Consider the following 22,631-nt stretch of genomic DNA (forward strand, 5'->3'; position numbering starts at 1 on the left):
TGAATATATAGTATTATAATAAATATTTTTATGCGTGAAAAAATTTCTAGAATATTAGAAACTGAAAAGGAAAACAAAACAGGCATACTGGACCTATCTAATTGTGAAATTGTTAGTATAGCAAAAGAAGTACCAAATTTGGTTGATTTTAATTGGATTTATCAACTTAATCTCTCAAATAACAAGATTGTTAATATTGAATGCATCCCTGAATCAGTAAAATGGTTATATATACATAAAAATGAAATATCTGAAATAAAGAACATTCCGAGTAAGGTCGAGACTCTTATTATTTCACATAATTATATTTCTAAAATAGAAAATCTCACAAGCAATATTAAAAATCTTAGTTTGTCTGATAACAATATTAATGAAATAGAAAAAATTCCTAATGGGGTTGAACTAATAAATCTTTCAAGAAATAATATAAGAAAGATAAATAATTTACCTTACAATGCACAATTTATTAATTTATCACATAATAAAATTACGCATTTGGAGAATATTCCATTAGATACGAATATAATTGATCTATCTCACAATCAAATTTCCGAAATAAAAAACCTACCGAATAATATTCAATCTTTTGATTTATCTAATAATCAAATATTTGAAATAAAGAACATTCCAAATAATATCCAATCATTTGACTTATCTAATAATCAAATAAGTGAGATTTATGCACTTATTCCATTTTTACAAGTAGGATTTGAACTTGTTTCTTCGTTTGAAAACGGAATGGAAAATGATTCAGAGAACTACATTAAAATCAAGAACAATCCAATATATATTCCACCTAATGAATACTTAAATCAAGGATCTGAAGCAGTTTTAAATTATTTTTCACAATTAGAATTACAAGGAGGAGAGTACTTATATGAAGCAAAATTATTAATTGTAGGTGATGGAGCTGTTGGAAAAACAAGTCTTGCTTTAAAATTAATTAATAGAAAAAATGAATTATCAAAAGATGATACTAAAGGTATAGATATATATAATTTAAAATTCAAAACTATTAACAACGGAGATTTTATTATAAATATTTGGGATTTTGGGGGTCAAGAAATATACAAGGCTACTCATCAATTTTTTCTTACTAATAGTTCTTTGTATGTTTTAGTAGATGACACAAGAAAGAACGATAAAGCATTTAATGAAATTAGTTTTAGTTATTGGCTTGAAACTGTTAAAATTTTCGGAAATGATAGTCCCTTACTAATAGTTCAAAACGAAAAATTTGATAGAAGTAAAGCTATTGATTTTAAAAGTTTTAAAAATAGATTTAGTTTTATTAAAGGAGATTTATACAAAGTAAATCTAGAAACAAATAGAGGTTTAGATAAATTAGAATATGATTTATTTCAATATATACAAAAACTACCTCATGTCGGAAAACTTTTCCCATCAAAATGGTTATCAATTAGAAATGAATTGGTTGAAATTTCGAAAAAGAAACCGTATATAACAATAGACGAATACTATGTAATATATAAAAAACATTTAATTTTAAATAAAAAACTAGCTTTCGAATTAAGTAAATATTTACATGATTTAGGTACTGTTTTACATTATCAGAATGATATAATATTGCATAAAATTATTATTTTACAAAATGAATGGGCAACTAACGCTGTATATAAAGTTTTAGACGACGAAAACATTAAAAATAATTATGGTCATTTTACTATCCACGATTTAAAAAGTATATGGAAAGGTAAAAAATATCAAGATATGGTAACTGAACTGCTATCGCTAATGGTTAAGTTCGAGTTATGTTATGAAATACCTGATAAAAAAGGGGATTATTTAATCCCACAATTATTGCCTGTAGAAGAGCCCGAAAATATTAATTGGAGTAATGAAAATAATATCCAATTAATTTATAAGTATGAATTTATGCCTAAAGGTATAATGAATTCGATAATTGTTAGGTTACATACAAATATAGAAAATATTGGTTTTGCATGGACAAAAGGAGTCGTTTTAGAAATGAAAAACAGTAAATCTTTAATTAAACAAATTTCAAACGAAGAAATAGTTATTAAAATACATGGTAAGCAAAAAAATGATTTTAGAACTATAATTATTGATACTATAGATAAAATTAACAAAAAATTTAAAAATATAAATGTTATTAAAAAAGTTCCTTGCACATGCAATGTTTGTATTGAAATGGATACGCCACATTTTTATAGATATGAATTATTAAAGGAACTTATAGCGTATTCTCAGGAAAAAATTCAATGTGAGAATAAGCCATTTCATATGGTTAATATTAATAATATATTAGACTCTACAAGTTTAAGTATATTAACGACTGAATTTACAGAACGATACAATATAAATATAGGCAAACAATCAAATGTGACTAATATTGAAAATGTAAAAACTTTAGATACTAAGGAAAGAAATATGGTTGAAAAAATACCTAGTTCAATCCCATATAGTATTTATGATGTTGAAGAAAAAATTGAATTTGACAATAAAATAAAAGAGAAAGATAAAAAGAATGCTGATTTAATTGAAACTATAGTTAAGTCAAAATTGAAATTAAGAAATTTTTATGGAGCATTATTTATTCTACTAGCAATTTTTTTAATAATTCCAATTTTCCTTATTTTTATTTTTAAAGATAACAATTGGAATTTTATGACGGAATTCGTAGATAAAATCAATCTATTAGATGAATTCAGAAAAAATTCTATTTATATATTTTTAACATTATTTGTTGGATTTATTGAATTTATTGTAGCTAAGAAAATAAGTAAAATTTTCAACAAAGAAAGTACTGAGGAATATGTCAACAAATTAAAGAATAAGCTTTAAATCAAAAAACCAACAACGAACTACCAATGTACTATAATTAATAACATGTAAATTACAAAAGCCAATAAACACGGCTTAAAAATCAAAAAAAGTATAATAACCCCTAAAAAGTTTATTTAAACGAAAAATATCGTCTTTGATATTTTTCTTACAGTAAGTTAAAGCATTTTTAATCTAAAAGCATTAAAAATGAAACAACTTAAAATAGAATTTTCATTATCAGAATATAATGAAAAACATACGATTTACTTAGGTGATTCAAATTTCATAAAACACCATTCCAAAACATTCTTAAAAAAATACCTTTCCACTTACAAAAAAGTCCTTTTGGACAATGTTAGGATAATAAACAATTACAATGCTCAAATTTATTGTTTATATAGGAATTTCTATTTTGATTTAAGCGAAATAGAAGTACAAAACATTTCCAGTTTATTTGATAATTTCAATAAACAATTTAACTGGATGTTTGATAATCTAGGCGGTTGTCAAAACAGTATAATCTTTTCAAAAATCAATCATTGCATATATACAAATATTGATATACTTCAGATTTTGAAAAGTCATTCACATACAAATAAAAATTATTCATTAAAAAATCAATCTGAATCACTTTTAAAAATGATTTCTGATTTTCAGGAAACATACGAAAGGAATAAAAAGTCCTTGGATTTAAATAGGGATTACACGAAGCAAAATTTAAAATTGATTTCTAATACTTTAAAAAAGGCTTCAAATGAATAATATCATAAAATTAAATATTCAGCCTGTAGAAAGTGATGAAACTTTCTTATTGATATTACCATCACGTTTCATTTATGAAGTTGAAAAAATCTACTATTTAGTAGATTATTTTTCAGAACAGATAATCTGCCGAAAAGCTATAGCGTATAAAGAAACTCTTAGACTGGGTGAATTGAGCGACATGCACACTTTCCTAGCTAAGAATTGTAATAAAAAACTTTTTTATTCAATTCTTAAGAATCAATTTAAGACTAGATTAACACAAGATAAGTTTGATAATCTTTCAGATATTCAAAAGCTTGAATATAAAGTAGGTGATTTATATTCTTATATAAATCCTGACATATTGGTTGATGTTTTAATTTTTACATCACCTCAAAATCTTTCCAGTTATAAAAGCAACATTAAAAATTCTGAAAAGATACCTGAAATAGATGGAGCTTCTTTATTGTCCAAAAAACCAGTATTAACAAAAAATTATTGTCATAAAACATACTGGAATTTTGAACATCAAAGACCTTATACGGAATCAGAATTAACCAAACTAAAAAGTATTTAATATGGTAGATTATTTAATAATTCAAATGTGGTTTAATATATCAATTAAACTTAAAAGAAGTGTAGAACAGTCTAAAATCATTATTAGAGATACTTTGTACAAGTTTGAAAACGATAAAAATTTCAATTATTCAGATTACAATAAAGATTTGATAGATGCATTAAATTTTTATCTCGATTCAAAAAAATATCTAGGTTTTGATTGACACCTTACAATTAAGGTTACATGGAATTTTAGCAAAAAAGACAGGAGTTTTAGATTTATTGGAAGCGGAACAAAATAATCTTTCGGATTTTGTGTGTTATGAGCATCACGAATTATACAAAAAAATGCTGATACATAAAGGCAGATTTTTTGAAGCAAGACAAATAAAAACTAAAAAAACGACTTCTTATGAGGTTATGGATTCATCCGATTTTTTGCATTTGGAAAATACCAATGACCGAAAAGCAATGACACACGTTAAGAACGTGATGCGTTTTATAGATGAAACCGAAGTACGTGAAATGACTATGCGTGTTACTGGTAAATATAGTAATCCCAGTTCCATTGCTGCCGTTGTTTTTTCCATTAACGAAAATGGGGGCTTTATAGATTTCACGGTTTCTATACCAAAATATCTGTACAATCATTCATTAGCTGAATTTGTACCACAAATACAATCAAATAGGTATTATCAACTTGAAAACGCAATCTCTATAAAATCCCAAAGGAAAATGATTCATTTAAGGCTGATGAAATTTATTAATAAATTTCTATCTGACCTTTCACAGATTTTTAAATTGGAAACGGTACCAAATCTTAATTACATAGAAATTAGGCGTATTGATTTATGTTGGAATCAACATTTTAATTCAAAAGCCGAAGCTTTGACTTATTTAGGCCATCAGCAGAAATTAGCAAAGAGAAAGGCTACTCATTCCAATAATAAAGTGAAGGAGTATGAAACATCATTGAATTACTTTACATCATCAGGGGCTTTTTTCAAAATTTACCATAAAGGAAGTGAGTATATAACATCTGAATTTGGGGATTTAAAAAAACACCAAGATTTAAATAAACGTTTTTTGGATAAATATGTTTATAGGCTTAATAACGTTGATGATGGCGATTCTATTTCAAGGGATGATTATAATATCGGCTTGATGCGAGAACGATTAAAAGATAAGGATTATGTTTTAAATCTTTTTGAACAGCAGATAAAAGGAAAACATATCGTTATTGATAATGAAAAATTAAGGAAAAGAGCCAATGAAACCGCCAAACTCTTAAAAAAAATACAACCCTATAAAATCCATTTTTTAAAAGATGAAATGGATAAAGTATTGAGGTACGAAATAAGTTTAAGAGGTGATTTTTTTTCATATAACTATAAGCGTAAAATATTCAGAAAAAATTGTCCTCACTATAAAGACCTAATGGACAATTATAAATTTGTCCATTCTGTAAGAAATTCAAAAGCCGAAAAAAAACCAGTTTTAACCAAATGGCAAAATAAAGATTACAGTAAAATACATTCTTTTTTAAATAAAAGTATAGGACTGGTTTTTTCAGACGACCCTATGTTAAAACGTTTTCTTAAATCAACAAAAGTAAATAGGGATTCCTTAAATGATAATTACAATTTAAAACCAAATTTTTATAAAGAAACTATACTATCGGAAAAAGACGTTGGTATTTTTTGCAATGACTTTTTGCAATTGTGTTTTGACTATTTCTTTAGAACGGTCAAGGATTTCCAAATTGATAAAATCAATAACTATGATGACATAGCTGAAAAAATAAAGCAATATAATTCAGAAGCACAGGAACGCAAAGATAACTATGATAGGGAGTACCATTTTTTGACATTGGATAATCATGGAAAACCAATAATAAAAGGCAAAACGCTTATCACAAAAGCATCACAATTATTAAGCCTAAAACAAAAGCATGAAAAAGGGATGAAAATAGTTCAACCTTTAAGAATCATGCAAATATTAACAGAAATTCAAAAAGGAAAATCATTACATCTTATTAGAAAAGAGCTGGGGATTTCTGCATCAAATTTTTCAAAAATAAAAAAGGACCTGGCACTTTTTGAAATTTATGAAAATACATTGGACACTGAAATGGATTTCCATTGGGAAATAAGTTTCAGGGATTACTATTATAAAACATCAGGACTGGAATATCAAAAAAACTTTTATAACAATAAAAAACAAATTTATTATGGATAGTAGAATTAAGATTAAGAAAAATCAAGCTTCACAAATTGAAAATTTGCGTTTAGCGAACCATTTTTCATATAATTGGCAGGTTATTGATTTATTATTAAAAAATCAAAAACGCTATAAAGACCTTGAAAACAAGGTCAATCATGTTCATATGATTACAAAATTGAAATAAATAATCGAACCATTTTTTATTGAAGCTTCTATCTGAATGTAGATTTGTAGAAATTAATTTAATAACTAAAAACTTTCAGATATGGCAATGAGTCGTACAAAGAAAAAAGGATGGTTCGTAACATTACTAGTAATGGTAGGCGTTGTTATTCTTTCTATCAAGAATCAGGACAAAATCAAAGAATGGGCTGAAAAAGTACCATTTTTAGCAAACCTATTAAAATAATAAATTATGAAGCAAGTTATTGATTTTAATAGTGGTCAAATAATTAAAGTCACCGAAGAAAACGTAGGTGGTATTTTAATAGATTTCAAAGCATTAGAAGTAGATGGAACAACAGTTGCAGCTATTGCTAATTTGAATATAATTCCTCTTAAAATAAGCGTAAAACGAGCAGGTTCTGCAAGAGCAGTTGAAATCGTTGACGATTATTTAGATTATATTTTACGTGCGTTGCATTCAGCATCGACACGATATGACATTTCAATCACTGAAAGAGCCACAGGGTATTTAATGAAAATTCCTTTTGATGGTGACTTGAACCTTAGAAAAGGGGATGAACTTTCAATTGAAATGAAAGCACCAACTACAGCTTTTACTGATTTAAGTATTGGAGTTTCCAATATTACTATCGAAACATTCCCTGCTGTAACAACAAACAATCCTTATTTAACGATTGTAAGAAGCCATACATACCCAAGCGGTACGGATTACATTAACGAAACCATTGGAAACAATGTTGTTAAGGTAACATTGGTACACGATTTAGGGGCTGATTATCTTGCCAGTACAGAAGCAAAACCAACAAACGGTATTATTTTGGAAGCCAATGGACTTTCAAAAGATGCATCTGAAAATTTGTTGATTCAAGAGAATATAGATTATTTACAAATGAATCCTGAAACACCGATTCAAGACTTAGTAATCTACAATTCTATGCAGCCGATTATGAATGCTAAGCTAAAAGCTAAGTATAATAAAGCGGTTGTAAATTCTGCAAGAATTATGATGCTTCAAAGAGTAATACTGTAGATTTTTTCATTTTATATTTTTTTTTAAATGCCGTATCGAGAATTTCGGTACGGCATTTTTTAAAAAATAACATTATAACCTAAAAAAAAAAATAGAAACATGAATTTAATTAGTGCGATTTTAAAGATTATCAAAATGTACAGTCTAACTGCTGATTCTCAAGAATATCAGGACTTGTACAATGATGCAAAAAAATGGGAATTGGAAAAAGCATCAGCAGAATCTACTGATACAATAGGAAAAATGTATCATAACCTACATAAGTCAATTTGGTTTCGTTTGGCAATGCCTTTCTTGTTCTTTGTTGCAATGGGTGAAATAAAAAAATTAATGAATCCTGACGTTGAGGAAGGAGATTTTTAATAATTAATAATATCAATTATGGATTTTGGTTCAGTAAATAATTTACAAACTTATGGCGGTGGTCAATTAACCACTTCGCCAATGCTTACTGGCATTAGTGGGCTTCTTTCAGGCGGAAAAGTTGATGCAGCTAGTTTAGCATCAACAGCAGTTAATACAGTTGCTGGGGCAATCCCTATTGTTGGAACAATAACAGCAGGGCTAAAAGGCATAATTGGTCTTGATGTCGGGGCTGAAATTGGTAACGTATTAAAATACGGTTTATCAAGTTGGGGAGCATCCACAAACCCTACACAGGAATTAGCATCATTTGAAGGTCATGTTATGCCTTTGGTACAAGCTAAGTTTACCGTTATGGATGAATCAAATGTAGGTGCTACCATTCAATGGTTAGATAATTATTTAACCTTTCTTCATACTGGTTATACGCATTTATTGGAAAAGCATACTAGAGCATCAGCTACAAGAAAAGCGTATGAGGCTGTTCAATCAAAAATCGGTGAATTAAGAACCACTTATGTAAACGATATTGTTTCCAAGTTAAAAGAAGCAGGGGCAAAGGTCAATACATCACCTCAAAATGTTGATTTTAATCAATTGGAAAACACGTTTACATTTCCTGATGATAGAAAATTTGACCACGAGCATAAATACAATGTAGTTCAAAAAACGTATAACATTGTTTTACCAGTTCAACAAACCGCTTCAACGCCATTGGATGACACCGAAACGGAATATGTAAATCAAAGCGGTCAAATAGTTCAATCTAAAGTACAGGAAGCTGGTTCGGGCGGTGCGTTAGGAATTGCAGTTGTCGGAATAATTTTAGCCAAAATCTTTAAAATATTTTAATTATGGATATAGTAAATACTGTTGTTTCCACTTTGGGTGGATTATTAAAACCAAAAGCAAAACCACGTAGACGTAGAAAAGGAGTAAGAACGTCTAAAAGACGTACTTCAACTGCAAGACGTAGAACTACAAGAACTCGTTCAAGAAGAAGAACAAGAAGTTATTCAAGACGTTAATTATGTTTAAGGATTATAAAAGTGTCATCATTACAATACTGCTTTTTTTCTTATTTAGAAAAAAAAGCAGTTGTGTCTGTGAATCTGTAAAAGATTCAAAAGATCGGGATACTTTTCCAAACGAAAACAACTATACTTCAGATGAACAAAACATTGTTTATAACGAGTATACTGAAAGGGCTTTTGAACAAGATGTTGACCAAGTAAAACAGTATTATGCGCAATTATAAGGAGTATTTACCCATTGCCGTTGTTTTGGCGGTTGTTCTGTATTTGGTTAGTAAAATTGGAAGTGCTTTACATGGCAATGAAAAGAGCCAGGTAGATTTGGAAACTAAGGAAAAGTTAGGCGAAACAAAAGCCACTTTAACAAAGGAAAAAGCCAAATTGATTGCTGAAAACTTTTATACGGCATTAGCAGGAACAAGTTTAGGAAAGGATTCTAAATTATTGTATGCCCAGTTTGAAAAAATGAAAAACCAAGATGATTTTAACATGGTTTTCAATGCTTTTGGAAAAAGACAGTTTTCAAGATTTTGGGATAATGTAGGCGACCCTTGGACGAGTGATTTACTTGATTTGTTACAAATATTAGCTGTTGAAATATCAGCAGTTGAACAACAATTCATAAATAATAAATATCCGCACTTAACTATGTTTTAGTTAATGCTAAAAGTTCATTGAAATTTTTGATTTGTTCAATTTCTATTTCATGCTTAAGTAAATGTGATTCAAATATTTTATTTTGAAACATTTTTTTTAATGGAATTAGAAACAATCTAGTTATAGTTTGAGAATAGATACCAGTTCCGTAGATATAATAAACATTTTCTTTAATGTTTTTATATCTGATTAATTGTTCATTTTTTATTGGTATTTCTCTGTTTTCATCTAACACATACGACTGAACGTATTTACATTCTATCCAAAATATAACTCCTGTTTCTTTACATCTAAGTTTGAAGTCAGGATTAAGATTTGAATGTACAAAGTAATTCGTACTTAATTCACTATGAGACTTTTCTAAAACATCATAATCATTAAAATGAAATATGTTTTCTATTACGAATTTCTCAAAATTATCTCCATCAAAGCATTTGTTTAATTGAACTAAATCATAGGTTTTCATAAGTAAAAAATAAAAATGGAAAACGAAATTAAGAAAAAAATTACAAATGGATTAAAACTAAATAATAAACACTTGTTTCTTATTTTTTTATTAAGCCCATTATTAACTGTTTTAATTCTTGTGGCGATTCCTTTTGGAGCGTTAATTTTTCTTTTTAAATCCTACTGGGATTTTAGAAAAGAATTTAGGATTATCAAACAAAAACATTTAAGAACTATTAATCAATTAAAATTATAATTATGCCAAGATTTAAAAAAGGGGATATACAATTAACCTTTACCCGTAGGGATGGTCGAAAATTCACTAAAACTTTTCATAGTAAATCAAGTTCAATGAGGGCTGAAAGAGGTTGGACTGCTAGGGGTGGTAAAAGACCTCGTTTTGGTGTTTTTAACCCAAAACGCAGACGTTATTAATACAATCATCAAATAAATATAAAAATGGCAAATTACATATCAAAAAGAGTAAAGAATCTACCAAACTACAAATCCGCAGAAGTAAAGTTCAAGGATTTGGAAAAGGCAAAAAAATTCATTGGTAAAAAAGGAACTGTAGAACAGGTCTATAAAAACGGAAAAAGAAAACTTGTTTATTCTTTACCCGAAGTTACTTTAGAAACAAAAAAAGAGTAAAACATGGCAATTTTATTTCAAGAAAAAGTAGATGCTGCATTCATTGCAAAAGCACAGGAAGTAGCTGACAAATTAGGCATAGAACTTAATTGGTTAATGGCTGTAATAGAATTGGAAACGGCGGGTACATTTGATCCCGCCATTACCAATTCTTTAGGCTATACTGGGCTTATTCAATTTGGTAAACAAGCAGCTGATAGAATAGGCACAACACAGGACAAATTAAGACAAATGACAGCCGTACAACAGCTTGATTACGTCTATAAATACTACGTTATTTATAAAAGTAAATTAAAGAGCTATGTAGATTTATACATTGCAACTTTGTTTCCTGTAGCGTTGGGAAAACCTAACGATTTTGTTTTACAAACAAGTACTTTAAGTGCCGAAAGAGTAGCAAAAGCAAATCCGTTGTTTGACTTAAATAAAGATTCAAAAATTACAGTAGGGGAGATAGAACAGAAATTACTGAACAGGATACCATCATCTTTCAAAGATGATTTAAAAAAAAAATTCTGCCCACATTGCAAGTCACCACTGTAATTGCTTGGCTTGTTGCCATTGTTTTAATTTTTAAATACCTGAAAAACGGTACAATATTAAAAACCCCAAAATAAACTACAAAGTGCTTAAATATTTTAGTGAAATATCATCAACGGTTATAATAGGCTTAAACGCCTGGATACTTATAAATATAGTGCAACTAAAAGTTGACATTTCAGTTACTCAAAACGAATTAACAACCCGTTCAATGTGGATGCAAACCATTGAAAGAAAAATTGAAAAGTTAGAGGATAAGCATTCATTAGCGTACTATGTAAATCCAGTTGTACCTCAATATTTATATTATTTATAAATTATGCCTGAAAAAAAGCAAACATATAAAGAAATCCACGGAACTACTAAAGTCGGGGATTTTTTGCGTTCAATAGGCAAAAGCGACCTATTAACAAAAGTATTGGGTGCGTCTGCTGAATTATTGACAGGAGATGTAAAAGGTGCTGTAAGTGCCATTTTAAAAGGTTCGGATGAATTGACATCAGAACAACGTGAATTTGCTTTAAAACTTTTGGAATCAGATGTAGCCGAAAATGAAGAGGTTTCAAAAAGATGGCAATATGATATGGTTTCTGATTCATGGTTAAGCAAAAATGTGCGCCCTTTATTGTTGATATACTTAACATTAAGTATGTCTATTTTATGTGTTTTAGATAGTTCTATTATAGCTTTTCAAATTGATAAAGTTTGGATTGAATTACTTGAAAATCTTTTACTGGCATCTTTTTTCGCTTACTTCGGTGGTCGGACGTTGGAAAAATATAAAAAAATATAGTCATGCAAGTTTATAATTCTAAAAAAATAAAAGGGAATATATTGTTAAAAGGCGGTAAAAAGATTTTATTTAATGATTCTTCTTTTATTGCATCTGATGGGGGTATAAATACATACTGGGATTTTGTTAATGAGGGTTCTCTACGTTTAAGGGATGAAAATAGTACCGATTTTGTAATTATAGACCCTAACAATGAAGATTCTAACGTTTTGACAGTTAACGGGAATATAGTTACATATCATGATATTATAAAGGAGAATAGACATTTATTTATACCTTTTAATAGTTTTATAGCTTATGGAGATTCTCAAACGGAAGGCTTCAATTTTTCTGGAAAACCTTATACCGATGGCGGTTCGTATTTACTTGAGGCTTACAAGTGGGTTAATATTTTTGCTAATAGTTATGGTAAATTTTTAAATTATGATAATCGTGCTGTTGGTGGAAGTCGTATTTCTTGGAAAAACAGCGGTGCTACTTACTCCCATGAACACCAGTCACATTTTAATAAAATGGGTAATTTAAGACCAAATTGGACTGGTTTAGTAGTTTCGATGCTTGGTTGGAATAATTTAGGTGTTTCCTTTTCAACGGAACAAGAAAAAACGGATTTTTTCGAGGTTATGAAATCAGCACAAATGTCATGTATTGCAAGAATGTTGATAGATAATTACGGTGGTATTGCAAATGTGGGTTGGGATTCCAACTATAATACTTATGTAAATTCATGGTCAACTGATGGAACGGGCGTGGTTGAGTATTCGCCTTTTGTTGCTAATACGGAATTTTTGCCCTTTAGATATAATGCTGACGTTTTATTAAATGGTAGATGGCATACTAAATTGGAAGATGGCGACTTTTTGCAATTTACATTAAATTCAAAAAGAGCATGCGGTCTTTTCTTTGAAACTGGCGTAAACGGTGGTGAGTTTAATGTGCTTGTAAACGGTATAGTTTACGGTTCGTATAATTCCAACTATACGCCTTTGACGGGTTATGATGGGGATGTTTTTCCTTTTGTTGTTTGGATAGAAAATTTGCCCGATAACAGCGTTATAAGGGTAGAGCAAACAGATACAACAACAAAGGAAGTGCGCTTTTTGGCTTACGGTTATGTTGAAAGGGATTCAGTTCCTTTATCCTCAAAAATGCTTTTAGTTGGCTCCGTATGTGGAAACAATTATTTAAGAAATTCTGAAATAATTTACAGAATGTGGTTAGCCACAAAGGAAGCTGTAGGCTGTTTTTCTGATTATAGCAATAATTTAAAGTTTGTTGATGTTGCAAAACATTGGCAAGGTTATAAACATCAAGAACCATCTGATTTAAGTCATTTAACGGATATAGGTAATGTTATGGTTGCTGAATCTTTTCAAAAAAATATTGAAAATCCAGTTTTATCATTTAGTAATAAACTTATAAAGCTTTAATTATGCAAGTGTATAGAAATATAAAACAAATGGTTCAAAACATAATAACAGAAGTAAGTATTACTTCTGCATATAATGTTTTTTCGTTTGTTGTTACGCAATCAGGCACGTCTGAACCTATAATTGAAGAGATAAACAATACTTTTCCAGTTACTTGGACTTGTTCACGTTTTTCTACAGGAATTTATAAGGTACAGTCAAGTGCTGTAGCTTTACCTACTGTTGAGGGTACTTGGTTTATCGGTGGCGGTAGAAATTTTGGAGGTGTTGAAATAAATGTTTATTACGGTGGTAGTGATAATTTTATAATACAAACAAGGTTAAATGGCACGTTAACGGATGGTTTATTAACAAGAACCGCATTTGAAGTAAGAGATTTAAAAAATAGTTAATTAAAATAAAAACAATATGGAATTTACGTTAGATTCAGTTACACAATACAAAGAGAGTTTAAGAGATATTTATTTAGGAAAAACTATCACTGAAAAGGCAGTTTTTGTTAAAGACTTGAATGAATTAACAGAAAATATTTTAAATAGACATTTTTTCGGTATTTTAACCATTGGCAGTAATGTTGATTCATGTCTATTAAAAGAAGATGATGATACAGATTTCATTTCTGTAGATGCAAATTCACAGATAATAGAATGCTTTTCATCAATAGAATGTTTAGATGCTGCTTTAGCGATTGTATCATCCCCAAAAGGGCATTTTAGAGGATTTGAAATTAATATCCGTTAGTTTCTTTTTCAATTATTTGTTTAATAATCGATTTATACAAAAGTTCAGGGGTTTTTTGCCTTTGAACTTTTGTCATATTATCAAAACGGCAAGGTACTTTATTTTTTGCACCACGTCCAAAACTATCAAGCTCTTTCAATTTAAGAGCTTGATAGTTTGTAAAAATATTAGTGGGTTTTGTTGTCCCAAATCCATAACTAGATAAAGTACATTCAAAAGTATGTCCGGCATTGTTTTTTAAAAACTCTAAATGATCTGGATAGTTTCTTAATCTTCCTCTAGGATTTTCAATAAACCAATGTTTTGGTTTTGAATCCATTATGATCTGGATAGTTTTATAAAAAATATCAAGATGTATTTTAGCTTTTTCTGTTTTAGGTTTAAAATCTTTATCAAGATGAAAACCTCCACTTGCATAACTCCATATATCACACGGTAAACCAATCCACATGATATCAGGTTTCATTGATTCAAAGAAAGAACTGCGCACTTTTAATATATCCATTTTTAAATGGGGTTCACATATTTCTTTTCTTCGCCTGATATCTACGGACAAACATTCATGTCCGAAAGATCTGGACACTTTTGTAAAACCACTTGAACCGCAAAATAATTCTATATTTATCATAATAGCATCTCTTTTCTTAATTCTTCAATAATTGCATGTCTTTTTTTGCAATCCATATTTTTAAATTTGTTTACAATATTTTTTCTTTGTCTTTTAATAGCCTGTCTTTCAATAAAATTATCACCTAAACATTCATAGGTGATAAGTTCTATATCCGCAGCATTATAATTTGTATATAAACCATCTTTAAAAATACCGCTCCTGGTCATATATTCAAATTCTTCTATACTCCAGTCTTTCAGTTGTTGGTCATATAGTTCACATTTTGGATGTGTTATCATTATTCTAGGCTTTTTTAACCCCATTATATAGTTTAAAAATTCTATATGTTCCGGAGTTTCCCAGTCGTATTTATAAAGTTTCTTTTTTGATTTTCTTGTTTTTAATAAATACGGTGGGTCACAGAAAATAAAATCTGCTGAAGTAAATACATTATCTTCTATGACAGATCTGTAATCGTTATAATAAAAACCTTTATGGATTCCATGTAATGATTTATCTTTTTCACTGCAAGTGAAATAAACATCTCGAGTATATACAGAATTTTCTAGACCAGCTCCACCAGTAAAAAATGAAAAATAGCGTTCTGATTTTGGTACCCTATTAATTAAAAATTCTATAACACCAGGTACATTTTTATTACCTATATATTTTTTCATAAATGTTAAAATTATCTAGAGATGAAATTTGTTTCTAGACCGTTATTCATTTTCACGGTATATATATCCAAACCTTTGTTAAAAGCGTCTAAAAAGTGCTTATTTGCAGTTTGTTGTCCAACAAGAAGTACATAAGTACGTGCGCTGTATAATTCGCTTTTTTTTGCATGCGTATCTTTGACACGAATCAAAAAATTAGCGTTTATTTCCGTGTATGTTAATTGATTTCTTTTCATTTCAATATCATTTAAAAATTCATCTAAGTAATTCATATTCTACATTGATATTCCTTAGTTCTTCATTTTCGATTAAATCAAAAATGTTCAGTTCCCAGTGCGTGTAGATAATATTCATTTTCCCATTTTTTTAAAATCGTCAATAGCGTTCTTTCTATCTTCTTTGACAAAAAGATAAATTCTAACTCCGAACCAAAAAATTACAGTTCCTAATGCTGTGTAAATAAATAAAGTTGTTTCCATTTTTTAAAAGTTTATTATTGAAATTATATCTTGTATATCTAGAACCATAATATCAAATATTGTTATGTATGCTTCCCTTATTTCATATCTGTATCTTGACTCTAGTAATTTGTGTTTACTAGCTTGTAGAAAATATGTTTTACTACCCATTTTTTCTATTAATTTTAATTCAGATGGGTTTAACATCATTTTTAAATTCACGAATTCATTAATACTAACTGTTTTCATTTTATATCTTTTTAAGTTAATTTTTTAAATGCCTTTACGGCATTCTTTCTCGTATCAAAAAAGCCCTAAATAAAGGGTTTGAACTTTCTCGATGCTTCCGTTAAAAAACATTGAGGCAAATAAATTCATATAGCTTTCTAGCCTTAGAATTTCAAGCCTTTTTAGGCGTAGAAATTCAAGGACTAGACAGTTTATGCTGAATTTTTTGAATCAATGTTTTAGGTTTGCAATCGAGAAAGTTCAAACCCTTTACTTTAAGACTTTTCTTTGTGTTTTTTCTGTCCGTGCTTTAATCCCCGGGAGGGGTTAAAGTATGTTTCATATGCCCTTAGGCATAGGACAGAAAAAATATAAAATCCGTTGGAGCGAAGCGAGGGCGCACGCCCCAGTTGATATTAGTTTATGTACCCTTTAAAAATCGATTTAAAAGGGCTAATTTCAACGTTTATATAAAAACGATAGGAGTGTAAATCCTTTTGTAAAAAGATTGAACAGATAGCGTGTATTTAATTCCTACTTATTTGGTAGGTATTAAATTTTCCAAAATATTGCTAAAGCAGAACGCCCTATATAACATGTTCTGCTAGGTTTCCTCAAGGAAACTTTTTTTCAATTAACTTATTGTTTATCAGTATTTTACAAAAAACGAACCCTTAAAACATTACATGCTTGATTATCAAGTAGTTACAAATCACTATTTTTTTATCTTTTTTTTATCGTTTTTTACTCTTACTTTTGGTCAAAATATAAAATGCTCTTTGACTTACTGTAGGCAAACTTTTTAGATAAAAAAATCTAAAAATATAATGAAGCAAATTCAAGTAACTGGACATTTGGGCAAAGATGCCGAAGTCCTAAAAAAAGAAAAATCAAAAGAATATTTTACACTTTTCTTTTCTGTCGCACACACGGAAAAATTTAAAGATGCATCAGGAAAAGAAATTTCAAAAACTGAATGGTTCAGTTGTTTTAAACGCTATAAAAAAGAACCAAATAAAATCCTTGAAATCCTTAAAAAAGGAACTAAGGTTTTTGTTTCAGGAAAACCAAGTTTTAATATTGTAAATAATAATCAAGGCGTTTACATTAATGTAAATATCGATGTTAACGAAATTGATTTTATGACAAAATCAGATGACAATGACTAATCTTGAAACATTTTTATCTGTAATTTGTTTTTTATTTATAGTTATTTTCTTATCAATCCTTAACTATATTTTCAAACAATTGAAATTAATTCTTAATGATTTAAACCGATCATTCGAATCGGATAAACAATATCAAGATATTTTTATTCGCTCGGCGAAATATAGACTGATGTTTTTATTACATAGTGGAATTAAACAAACAAAAATTGATAATGAATTTTTAAAAAATTAATTATCATTCTTAGCCCGTTAGGGTTTATTTTTTGTACTATAATTAATATTATGTAAAATAGAATATTTTCAAACACCTCTACTTCAATCACATATAAAATAATTAAAACTTTTTTTAAAAGCTTGTAATCTATATCTTCTTTTCGTTCGTAACTATAATTAAACAATTAAAAATTAATTATGAGAAAAATATCTTTAATACTAGTTGGTACTGTTTTAATGACAGCCTGTGTATCAAAAAAGAAATATGTTGCATTAGAACATGAAAATGGCGAAGTAAAAAGCGCGCTTGCAAAAACACAATTTGAAAAAGAAGAATTAGAAAGCAAATTTGCTAAAATTGAAGCTCGTGTGGAGGCTTACAATTCTAAAATAAATGCCTTAACAGAAGAAAACGACGTAAAAATGGAAGCTGTTGGCGATGTGGCTGTTATTTCTAACGAAACTAAAAAGCACATGCGCAATACTTTAACCAAGGTAGACCAAGGTAAATTAAGTCAAGCTACTACCCTTAAAGATTCTATGAATTTAGCGGTTTCTTACAATTTACAAAAATCGTTAGATACAAGTTCTTTAAACGAAGATGAAGATATTGCAATTGATATAGACGAAACTGTGGTAATGATTTCAATTTCAGATAAATTGTTATTTGATACCGCTAGTTACCGTGTAAGCAGTAAAGCAAACAACATTTTACAAAAATTGGCTAACGTTATCAACTCCGAGCCTAGTATTGAAGTGATGGTTGAAGGACACACCGATGCGAGATCTATTAGCACTGAAAAAATTGCCGATAACTGGGATTTAAGTGTACTACGTGCTACATCGGTAGTTAGAGCACTACAAAACAAATACAATGTGGCTCCAGAAAAATTAATTGCTTCTGGTAGAAGTAGTTATTTACCTGTGGCTGGAAACGATACGAAAGAAGATCGTTCTAAAAACAGAAGAACACGCATTGTAATTTTACCAAACATAAACAAATTCTTTGCTCTTATGGCATCGAATGATTAGTTAATCCCTCTTAATTAATCCATTTAAAAAGGTTGCTTAAATATTTAAGCAGCCTTTTTTTTGTTTGATGGTTTGTATAATGGTTGTTACCCTGAACCTGTTTCAGGGTCTCGTAGAACAGAATACAAAACAAGTGTTATAATATTATTAAAATTGTATCATCTACAGGTTTAAACTTACATTTTACCTTATCTTTGTGCTCTCAAAAAAAGTGCATGAAACCCAAGTCGAAACCCAAAACAGAAAAAAAGCGTTGGCAGCTACTCCACCAGTATTATAGCTATACGGGGTTTTACAGTTTTGTTTGGAACGCTGTAAAAAAGGCATTGCCTTTTATCATTCTTATTGTTATTGGTATTTATATTGTAAACCATTATTACGATATTAATGCGGCCTTGGTGCATTTAACCGAAACGCTTCCGGTTTATGGTGTGTTGGGCTTCTTTTTTATATCGGAAACATTATTGGGTTTGGTGCCCCCCGAAATATTTATTGCCTGGTCCGGTAAAATGTACGCCCCTTGGTTGTTTTTGGCGGTATTGGCCATTTTATCGTATTCCGGTGGTTTGGTGTCTTATTATATAGGAAAAGTTATTACCAAAATACCCAAAGTACATACCTATTTAGAGGTTAAAATGGAAAAACAGCTTAAAAACTCCAGAAAATGGGGAGGTTTTTTAATAGTGGTTGGTGCCCTATTGCCACTACCCTTTTCCATTTCCTGTATGGCAGCCGGCATTATTGGGTTTCCGTTTAGAAGCGTAATGGCTTACGGTTCGTTGCGTTTGTTGCGCTTTTTGATATACGGACTGGTTATTTTCCACGTTTTTTAAAAAAAACGTAAAGAGGTTTACTTTTTAAGTATTGTACCATATTTTTGCACATAAATTATATAGTCTATGTTTTCATTTCTTAATATTTTCAGAATTACGGCACTTTTAGAAGGTGTATCTTATATTTTATTACTGTTTATAGCAACGCCTGTAAAATACATGTTACACGATCCGCAATATGTAAAAATGTTGGGAATGCCGCATGGTATCTTGTTTATGGGGTACGTAATTATGGCTTTTATGCTTAAAAAAGATATGAACTGGAACACCAAACAGTTTGCAGAGGTTTTATTGGCATCCATCATTCCGTTTGGTACTTTTTATATAGATAAGAAGTATTTAAAGTCCCTAAAAAATGGATAGTTACAAACATTTTATATACGATTATCTTTTAACTATTGGTACCAACGAAGCCGTAGCTAAATACCTGAACATGTTGGGGTTGGCCATAGGGCTCTTCATCATCATTTTCCTCATCGATTTTATTATCAGAAAGGTATTGATTGGAGTGTTTTCACAATTTGCTTCTAGATCTAAAACCAACTTTGACGATTTACTGGTAAAAAACAAAGTACCTAGAAACATAGCGCACATCATTCCTTTATTGATAGCCATTGAGTTTGTGCCTTCTGTTTTTTACGATTTCCCAAGCTTTGAAACGGTTATGGAACGTGGTTTAAAAGTGTACGCCATTGTACTAACATTATGGATTGTACGCAGTATTTTAAACACCTTTAAAGATTATTTTAAAACCTTACCCAATTTAAAGGACAAGCCTATAGACAGTTACATACAAGTATTCATGATTTTTGCATGGGTAGTAGGTCTGTTTTCTGCCATTGCGCTTATTACACGCACACCGTTTGTACATTTTATAACAGGTTTGGGGGCTGCATCGGCCATCATCATCTTAATATTTAAAGACACCATTTTAGGCTTTGTAGCCAGCATACAAGTATCTATAAACGATATGGTGCGCATTGGCGATTGGATTACCTTTCAAAAATATGGTGCCGATGGTGATGTTATAGAAATAAACCTAGCCACGGTAAAAGTGCAGAATTTTGATAAAACCATTACCACCATTCCAACCTATGCGCTTATTTCCGATTCGTTCCAGAACTGGCGCGGTATGACCAATTCGGAAGGCAGACGCATCAAACGTGCCTTATATATTAAGCAAAGCGGTGTTAAATATTTAACGGAACAAGATGTTGAAGACCTTAAAAGCATTCAGTTAATTACATCGTATTTAGATACCAGACAAGCAGACATCAATGCCTACAACGAATCCAATCAAGTTAATAAAGAATTATTACTGAACGGAAGAAATTTGACCAATTTAGGGGTTTTTAGAAAATACATCGATGCGTATTTAAAACATCATTCCGCCATTAATAAAGATATGATGATAATGGCGCGCCAATTGGCACCCACCACACAAGGGATCCCTTTAGAGATTTATGCGTTTAGTTCTGATAAACGTTGGGAAAATTATGAGTACATCATGTCCGATATCTTCGATCACCTTATTGCGGCACTACCCTACTTTGATTTAGAGGTTTTTGAGCTGCCTAGTGGCGGGCATTATATTCAGTAACACTTATTTTCTTAAAGTATTATTTCTTATATAGTTACCTATCTTAAAACAATAAACGTCATAGATTAAAGCACTAATAATACCGATTAAATACATTTTTTATAAGAAAAAATAGCTTTTTTGTTTTTATAATGTCAGAAAAAGCAATAGTTTTGTTGGCTAATAATTTAACCTACAAACCTTTTTTTATGAAAAAACAATTACTGTACTCTTTATCAATTTTATGCATTTGCATGATTTCCTATCAAAGCATTGCTCAAACTTTAGTTGCGGGCGATATTGCCATCATTGGTGTAAATGAAGACCCAGGTCCAAATGCAGGAGAAGACCATAGTTTTACATGGATTGCTCTGAAAGATATTCCCTCAAATGAGGAAATTTACTTTACCGAACAAGGTTGGAATAATAACAATCCAGGTACAGCCCAAGGTTTTTGGATGGATAACACGGAAGGTCACTATAAATGGACAGCTCCTTCTGGAGGTATATCTTGCGGAACGGTTGTTAGAATATATGAAACGTCTGTAGGAGAAGTATTAGCTGTAGATGGCCCTGGTACTATTTCATCTGTATTATCAGGTACGGGATGGAACCTTTTGGGAGGTGATCAAATAATAGCATACTATGCAACAAGTGCTAGACCATTGGGGGTTGTTCCCACTTTTTTAACTGCTTTACATATGGATGACAGCCAATCTGTAAGCATTGAATATGATCCAATTACCACTTGGAGTTCTTCGTCATACGTAGGTTCAGGAGGTAGTGCTTCCCATGTGCCTCCTGGTCTTACTAACGGTGTAAACTGTATTGCCTTATTTAATCCTACCAATCCTAGCTATTTTGAAACGGATAATGTGAAGTTTACAGGATCTTTGGTGGGTACATCTACGGCTATAAGAGCAGCTATAAATACCAGCATCCAAGGAGGGAATTGGTCTACCAATAATGATACACCATTTAATATCAGTCCTTTATCTTATTCTCCATCTGTAACCTATGTAGCTCCTTGCACAGACCCAACAGTACCAACTGTTACTTCTGCTCCTGGTACAATATGCGACGGAAATAGTGCTTTACTTATTATTACAGGAACTTTAAATGATGCCACCCAGTGGCATGTATATACGGGCTCTTGTGGTGGCACGCTTGTAGGCTCAACAGCTGGAAGCACAATTATTGTTACACCTCCTACTGGAACCACAACTTATTATGTAAGAGGTGAAGGTGGGTGTGTCACTCCAGGAAGTTGTGGTACAGTAACAATTACAACTACAACACGTGAAAACGCTTCATTTAACTATGCTGCTGCTAGTTATTGTTCTAGTGATATAGATCCAACACCAACTATTACTGGTGTTACTGGAGGAACATTCTCTTCTACTGCTGGATTATCTATTAATCCTACAACAGGAACTATTGATGTTTCGACTTCAACACCTAATACTTATACAGTTACTTATACTACCGCAGGTTCTTGCCCGAATAGTTCAAATGTTTCTGTAACCATTAATGCTTTAGATGATGCTTCTTTTAGTTATAGCGCAGCAGCGTTTTGTGTGAATGCTACAGATCCAACACCAACTATTACTGGTTTAGCTGGTGGAAC

32 protein-coding genes and 1 pseudogene are annotated in these 22,631 nt (G+C 30.4%); 28 read left to right on the forward strand and 5 right to left on the reverse strand.

The window, feature by feature from the left end; genetic code table 11:
• Nucleotides 1–30 precede the first annotated feature (30 nt).
• The 13 genes from J8H85_RS00950 to J8H85_RS01010 all read left to right on the forward strand — a co-directional run bounded on the left by J8H85_RS00950 (nucleotide 31) and on the right by J8H85_RS01010 (nucleotide 9,603).
• Entirely contained in the window at nucleotides 31–2,826 is a 2,796-nt protein-coding gene (locus J8H85_RS00950) for a COR domain-containing protein (protein WP_209651748.1), read from the forward strand.
• A gap of 189 nt (nucleotides 2,827–3,015) precedes the next feature.
• Nucleotides 3,016–3,570 (forward strand): hypothetical protein, encoded by a 555-nt coding sequence (locus tag J8H85_RS00955; RefSeq protein ID WP_209651750.1) that lies wholly within the window; start codon nucleotides 3,016–3,018, stop codon nucleotides 3,568–3,570.
• The gene (locus J8H85_RS00960) at nucleotides 3,563–4,129 is read left to right on the forward strand and encodes a hypothetical protein (RefSeq protein ID WP_209651752.1); all 567 of its coding nucleotides are present in this window, start codon (nucleotides 3,563–3,565) and stop codon (nucleotides 4,127–4,129) included. The genes J8H85_RS00955 and J8H85_RS00960 overlap by 8 nt, the downstream gene beginning before the upstream one ends.
• 1 nt (nucleotide 4,130) lies before the next feature.
• On the forward strand, nucleotides 4,131–4,334 hold the full coding sequence (locus tag J8H85_RS00965; RefSeq protein ID WP_209651754.1) for a hypothetical protein: 204 nt from the start codon (nucleotides 4,131–4,133) through the stop codon (nucleotides 4,332–4,334).
• Nucleotides 4,327–6,348, forward strand: a complete 2,022-nt coding sequence (locus J8H85_RS00970) for a hypothetical protein (RefSeq protein WP_209651755.1) — start codon at nucleotides 4,327–4,329, stop codon at nucleotides 6,346–6,348. Before J8H85_RS00965 ends, J8H85_RS00970 begins: the two co-directional genes overlap by 8 nt.
• Nucleotides 6,341–6,517, forward strand: a complete 177-nt coding sequence (locus tag J8H85_RS00975) for a hypothetical protein (protein WP_209651757.1) — start codon at nucleotides 6,341–6,343, stop codon at nucleotides 6,515–6,517. The genes J8H85_RS00970 and J8H85_RS00975 overlap by 8 nt, the downstream gene beginning before the upstream one ends.
• Nucleotides 6,518–6,604: 87 nt before the next feature.
• Nucleotides 6,605–6,742, forward strand: coding sequence for a hypothetical protein (locus J8H85_RS00980; RefSeq protein WP_209651759.1), 138 nt, complete (start codon nucleotides 6,605–6,607; stop codon nucleotides 6,740–6,742).
• Between the two features lie 6 nt (nucleotides 6,743–6,748).
• A complete protein-coding gene (locus J8H85_RS00985) occupies nucleotides 6,749–7,549 on the forward strand; it encodes a hypothetical protein (protein WP_209651761.1) in 801 nt (266 codons plus the stop codon).
• A gap of 99 nt (nucleotides 7,550–7,648) precedes the next feature.
• Nucleotides 7,649–7,912, forward strand: a complete 264-nt coding sequence (locus J8H85_RS00990; RefSeq protein ID WP_209651763.1) for a hypothetical protein — start codon at nucleotides 7,649–7,651, stop codon at nucleotides 7,910–7,912.
• Nucleotides 7,913–7,930: 18 nt separating this feature from the next.
• Complete coding sequence (locus J8H85_RS00995; protein ID WP_209651765.1) at nucleotides 7,931–8,764, forward strand: hypothetical protein; 834 nt, start codon at nucleotides 7,931–7,933, stop codon at nucleotides 8,762–8,764.
• Nucleotides 8,765–8,766: 2 nt separating this feature from the next.
• Entirely contained in the window at nucleotides 8,767–8,940 is a 174-nt protein-coding gene (locus J8H85_RS01000) for a hypothetical protein (protein WP_209651767.1), read from the forward strand.
• A 2-nt stretch (nucleotides 8,941–8,942) separates the two neighbouring features.
• Nucleotides 8,943–9,170 carry a hypothetical protein gene (locus J8H85_RS01005; protein WP_209651768.1) on the forward strand — a complete coding sequence of 76 codons (228 nt, stop codon included), beginning with the start codon at nucleotides 8,943–8,945 and terminating at the stop codon, nucleotides 9,168–9,170.
• Nucleotides 9,157–9,603, forward strand: coding sequence for a hypothetical protein (locus J8H85_RS01010; RefSeq protein ID WP_209651770.1), 447 nt, complete (start codon nucleotides 9,157–9,159; stop codon nucleotides 9,601–9,603). Before J8H85_RS01005 ends, J8H85_RS01010 begins: the two co-directional genes overlap by 14 nt.
• Here J8H85_RS01010 and J8H85_RS01015 read toward each other — a convergent pair.
• Entirely contained in the window at nucleotides 9,593–10,069 is a 477-nt protein-coding gene (locus tag J8H85_RS01015; RefSeq protein WP_209651771.1) for a hypothetical protein, read from the reverse strand. The two genes, J8H85_RS01010 and J8H85_RS01015, sit on opposite strands and share 11 nt — an antisense overlap.
• A 15-nt stretch (nucleotides 10,070–10,084) precedes the next feature.
• On the opposite strand from J8H85_RS01015, the gene J8H85_RS01020 reads away from it, so the two are divergent.
• From J8H85_RS01020 to J8H85_RS01060, 9 genes are all read left to right on the forward strand, one after another.
• Complete coding sequence (locus J8H85_RS01020; RefSeq protein ID WP_209651773.1) at nucleotides 10,085–10,306, forward strand: hypothetical protein; 222 nt, start codon at nucleotides 10,085–10,087, stop codon at nucleotides 10,304–10,306.
• A gap of 2 nt (nucleotides 10,307–10,308) precedes the next feature.
• On the forward strand, nucleotides 10,309–10,485 hold the full coding sequence (locus J8H85_RS01025) for a hypothetical protein (RefSeq protein WP_209651775.1): 177 nt from the start codon (nucleotides 10,309–10,311) through the stop codon (nucleotides 10,483–10,485).
• 24 nt (nucleotides 10,486–10,509) lie between these two features.
• Nucleotides 10,510–10,701 (forward strand): hypothetical protein, encoded by a 192-nt coding sequence (locus tag J8H85_RS01030; RefSeq protein WP_209651776.1) that lies wholly within the window; start codon nucleotides 10,510–10,512, stop codon nucleotides 10,699–10,701.
• A 3-nt stretch (nucleotides 10,702–10,704) separates the two neighbouring features.
• A complete protein-coding gene (locus J8H85_RS01035) occupies nucleotides 10,705–11,244 on the forward strand; it encodes a hypothetical protein (RefSeq protein WP_209651778.1) in 540 nt (179 codons plus the stop codon).
• Nucleotides 11,245–11,326: 82 nt separating this feature from the next.
• Complete coding sequence (locus J8H85_RS01040) at nucleotides 11,327–11,557, forward strand: hypothetical protein (protein ID WP_209651780.1); 231 nt, start codon at nucleotides 11,327–11,329, stop codon at nucleotides 11,555–11,557.
• A gap of 3 nt (nucleotides 11,558–11,560) precedes the next feature.
• On the forward strand, nucleotides 11,561–12,034 hold the full coding sequence (locus J8H85_RS01045; protein WP_209651782.1) for a hypothetical protein: 474 nt from the start codon (nucleotides 11,561–11,563) through the stop codon (nucleotides 12,032–12,034).
• Nucleotides 12,035–12,036: 2 nt separating this feature from the next.
• Complete coding sequence (locus J8H85_RS01050; protein WP_209651784.1) at nucleotides 12,037–13,464, forward strand: hypothetical protein; 1,428 nt, start codon at nucleotides 12,037–12,039, stop codon at nucleotides 13,462–13,464.
• A 2-nt stretch (nucleotides 13,465–13,466) separates the two neighbouring features.
• Nucleotides 13,467–13,856, forward strand: coding sequence for a hypothetical protein (locus J8H85_RS01055; RefSeq protein WP_209651785.1), 390 nt, complete (start codon nucleotides 13,467–13,469; stop codon nucleotides 13,854–13,856).
• A gap of 16 nt (nucleotides 13,857–13,872) precedes the next feature.
• Nucleotides 13,873–14,205, forward strand: coding sequence for a hypothetical protein (locus J8H85_RS01060; RefSeq protein ID WP_209651787.1), 333 nt, complete (start codon nucleotides 13,873–13,875; stop codon nucleotides 14,203–14,205).
• Here the strand turns inward: J8H85_RS01060 and J8H85_RS01065 are convergent.
• The 4 genes from J8H85_RS01065 to J8H85_RS01080 all read right to left on the reverse strand — a co-directional run bounded on the left by J8H85_RS01065 (nucleotide 14,192) and on the right by J8H85_RS01080 (nucleotide 16,199).
• Entirely contained in the window at nucleotides 14,192–14,833 is a 642-nt protein-coding gene (locus tag J8H85_RS01065; RefSeq protein ID WP_209651789.1) for a DNA cytosine methyltransferase, read from the reverse strand. The genes J8H85_RS01060 and J8H85_RS01065 overlap by 14 nt on opposite strands.
• Nucleotides 14,830–15,492 (reverse strand): DNA adenine methylase, encoded by a 663-nt coding sequence (locus J8H85_RS01070; protein WP_209651791.1) that lies wholly within the window; start codon nucleotides 15,490–15,492, stop codon nucleotides 14,830–14,832. Before J8H85_RS01070 ends, J8H85_RS01065 begins: the two co-directional genes overlap by 4 nt.
• Before the next feature lie 11 nt (nucleotides 15,493–15,503).
• Nucleotides 15,504–15,728 carry a hypothetical protein gene (locus J8H85_RS01075; RefSeq protein ID WP_209651793.1) on the reverse strand — a complete coding sequence of 75 codons (225 nt, stop codon included), beginning with the start codon at nucleotides 15,726–15,728 and terminating at the stop codon, nucleotides 15,504–15,506.
• Between the two features lie 246 nt (nucleotides 15,729–15,974).
• Nucleotides 15,975–16,199: a hypothetical protein gene (locus J8H85_RS01080; RefSeq protein WP_209651795.1), complete on the reverse strand. Its 225-nt coding sequence runs from the start codon at nucleotides 16,197–16,199 to the stop codon at nucleotides 15,975–15,977.
• An 806-nt stretch (nucleotides 16,200–17,005) separates the two neighbouring features.
• Between J8H85_RS01080 and J8H85_RS01085 the strand changes: the two genes are divergently transcribed.
• From J8H85_RS01085 to J8H85_RS01110, 6 genes and pseudogenes are all read left to right on the forward strand, one after another.
• Nucleotides 17,006–17,347: a single-stranded DNA-binding protein gene (locus tag J8H85_RS01085; protein WP_209651797.1), complete on the forward strand. Its 342-nt coding sequence runs from the start codon at nucleotides 17,006–17,008 to the stop codon at nucleotides 17,345–17,347.
• Between the two features lie 411 nt (nucleotides 17,348–17,758).
• A complete protein-coding gene (locus tag J8H85_RS01090) occupies nucleotides 17,759–18,592 on the forward strand; it encodes an OmpA/MotB family protein (RefSeq protein ID WP_209651798.1) in 834 nt (277 codons plus the stop codon).
• Nucleotides 18,593–18,807: 215 nt separating this feature from the next.
• A complete protein-coding gene (locus tag J8H85_RS01095) occupies nucleotides 18,808–19,425 on the forward strand; it encodes a YqaA family protein (protein WP_209651800.1) in 618 nt (205 codons plus the stop codon).
• 66 nt (nucleotides 19,426–19,491) lie between these two features.
• The gene (locus J8H85_RS01100; RefSeq protein ID WP_209651802.1) at nucleotides 19,492–19,788 is read left to right on the forward strand and encodes a DUF3817 domain-containing protein; all 297 of its coding nucleotides are present in this window, start codon (nucleotides 19,492–19,494) and stop codon (nucleotides 19,786–19,788) included.
• Nucleotides 19,781–21,025, forward strand: coding sequence for a mechanosensitive ion channel family protein (locus tag J8H85_RS01105; protein ID WP_209651804.1), 1,245 nt, complete (start codon nucleotides 19,781–19,783; stop codon nucleotides 21,023–21,025). Before J8H85_RS01100 ends, J8H85_RS01105 begins: the two co-directional genes overlap by 8 nt.
• A gap of 188 nt (nucleotides 21,026–21,213) precedes the next feature.
• Nucleotides 21,214–22,631 (forward strand): annotated as a pseudogene (locus J8H85_RS01110) (hypothetical protein); the annotation flags it as partial.

The sequence above is a fragment of the Mariniflexile gromovii genome, from assembly GCF_017814435.1.
GTDB classification, from domain to species: Bacteria; Bacteroidota; Bacteroidia; order Flavobacteriales; family Flavobacteriaceae; genus Mariniflexile; species Mariniflexile gromovii.

What these genes read in the sequence shown, in the direction of transcription:
- J8H85_RS01055 (WP_209651785.1), top strand. Translation starts at nt 13,467, where the DNA reads ATGCAAGTGTATAGAAATATAAAACAAATGGTTCAAAACATAATAACA.
- J8H85_RS01015 (WP_209651771.1), bottom strand. Translation starts at nt 10,069, where the DNA reads ATGAAAACCTATGATTTAGTTCAATTAAACAAATGCTTTGATGGAGAT.
- J8H85_RS01025 (WP_209651775.1), top strand. Translation starts at nt 10,309, where the DNA reads ATGCCAAGATTTAAAAAAGGGGATATACAATTAACCTTTACCCGTAGG.
- J8H85_RS01045 (WP_209651782.1), top strand. Translation starts at nt 11,561, where the DNA reads ATGCCTGAAAAAAAGCAAACATATAAAGAAATCCACGGAACTACTAAA.
- J8H85_RS00950 (WP_209651748.1), top strand. Translation starts at nt 31, where the DNA reads ATGCGTGAAAAAATTTCTAGAATATTAGAAACTGAAAAGGAAAACAAA.
- J8H85_RS01000 (WP_209651767.1), top strand. Translation starts at nt 8,767, where the DNA reads ATGGATATAGTAAATACTGTTGTTTCCACTTTGGGTGGATTATTAAAA.
- J8H85_RS01010 (WP_209651770.1), top strand. Translation starts at nt 9,157, where the DNA reads ATGCGCAATTATAAGGAGTATTTACCCATTGCCGTTGTTTTGGCGGTT.
- J8H85_RS01100 (WP_209651802.1), top strand. Translation starts at nt 19,492, where the DNA reads ATGTTTTCATTTCTTAATATTTTCAGAATTACGGCACTTTTAGAAGGT.
- J8H85_RS01085 (WP_209651797.1), top strand. Translation starts at nt 17,006, where the DNA reads ATGAAGCAAATTCAAGTAACTGGACATTTGGGCAAAGATGCCGAAGTC.
- J8H85_RS00965 (WP_209651754.1), top strand. Translation starts at nt 4,131, where the DNA reads ATGGTAGATTATTTAATAATTCAAATGTGGTTTAATATATCAATTAAA.
- J8H85_RS01030 (WP_209651776.1), top strand. Translation starts at nt 10,510, where the DNA reads ATGGCAAATTACATATCAAAAAGAGTAAAGAATCTACCAAACTACAAA.
- J8H85_RS00955 (WP_209651750.1), top strand. Translation starts at nt 3,016, where the DNA reads ATGAAACAACTTAAAATAGAATTTTCATTATCAGAATATAATGAAAAA.
- J8H85_RS00975 (WP_209651757.1), top strand. Translation starts at nt 6,341, where the DNA reads ATGGATAGTAGAATTAAGATTAAGAAAAATCAAGCTTCACAAATTGAA.
- J8H85_RS01065 (WP_209651789.1), bottom strand. Translation starts at nt 14,833, where the DNA reads ATGATAAATATAGAATTATTTTGCGGTTCAAGTGGTTTTACAAAAGTG.
- J8H85_RS01075 (WP_209651793.1), bottom strand. Translation starts at nt 15,728, where the DNA reads ATGAAAAGAAATCAATTAACATACACGGAAATAAACGCTAATTTTTTG.
- J8H85_RS01005 (WP_209651768.1), top strand. Translation starts at nt 8,943, where the DNA reads ATGTTTAAGGATTATAAAAGTGTCATCATTACAATACTGCTTTTTTTC.
- J8H85_RS00960 (WP_209651752.1), top strand. Translation starts at nt 3,563, where the DNA reads ATGAATAATATCATAAAATTAAATATTCAGCCTGTAGAAAGTGATGAA.
- J8H85_RS01070 (WP_209651791.1), bottom strand. Translation starts at nt 15,492, where the DNA reads ATGAAAAAATATATAGGTAATAAAAATGTACCTGGTGTTATAGAATTT.
- J8H85_RS00980 (WP_209651759.1), top strand. Translation starts at nt 6,605, where the DNA reads ATGAGTCGTACAAAGAAAAAAGGATGGTTCGTAACATTACTAGTAATG.
- J8H85_RS01105 (WP_209651804.1), top strand. Translation starts at nt 19,781, where the DNA reads ATGGATAGTTACAAACATTTTATATACGATTATCTTTTAACTATTGGT.
- J8H85_RS00985 (WP_209651761.1), top strand. Translation starts at nt 6,749, where the DNA reads ATGAAGCAAGTTATTGATTTTAATAGTGGTCAAATAATTAAAGTCACC.
- J8H85_RS01020 (WP_209651773.1), top strand. Translation starts at nt 10,085, where the DNA reads ATGGAAAACGAAATTAAGAAAAAAATTACAAATGGATTAAAACTAAAT.
- J8H85_RS01060 (WP_209651787.1), top strand. Translation starts at nt 13,873, where the DNA reads ATGGAATTTACGTTAGATTCAGTTACACAATACAAAGAGAGTTTAAGA.
- J8H85_RS01050 (WP_209651784.1), top strand. Translation starts at nt 12,037, where the DNA reads ATGCAAGTTTATAATTCTAAAAAAATAAAAGGGAATATATTGTTAAAA.
- J8H85_RS00995 (WP_209651765.1), top strand. Translation starts at nt 7,931, where the DNA reads ATGGATTTTGGTTCAGTAAATAATTTACAAACTTATGGCGGTGGTCAA.
- J8H85_RS01035 (WP_209651778.1), top strand. Translation starts at nt 10,705, where the DNA reads ATGGCAATTTTATTTCAAGAAAAAGTAGATGCTGCATTCATTGCAAAA.
- J8H85_RS01090 (WP_209651798.1), top strand. Translation starts at nt 17,759, where the DNA reads ATGAGAAAAATATCTTTAATACTAGTTGGTACTGTTTTAATGACAGCC.
- J8H85_RS01095 (WP_209651800.1), top strand. Translation starts at nt 18,808, where the DNA reads ATGAAACCCAAGTCGAAACCCAAAACAGAAAAAAAGCGTTGGCAGCTA.
- J8H85_RS01080 (WP_209651795.1), bottom strand. Translation starts at nt 16,199, where the DNA reads ATGAAAACAGTTAGTATTAATGAATTCGTGAATTTAAAAATGATGTTA.
- J8H85_RS00990 (WP_209651763.1), top strand. Translation starts at nt 7,649, where the DNA reads ATGAATTTAATTAGTGCGATTTTAAAGATTATCAAAATGTACAGTCTA.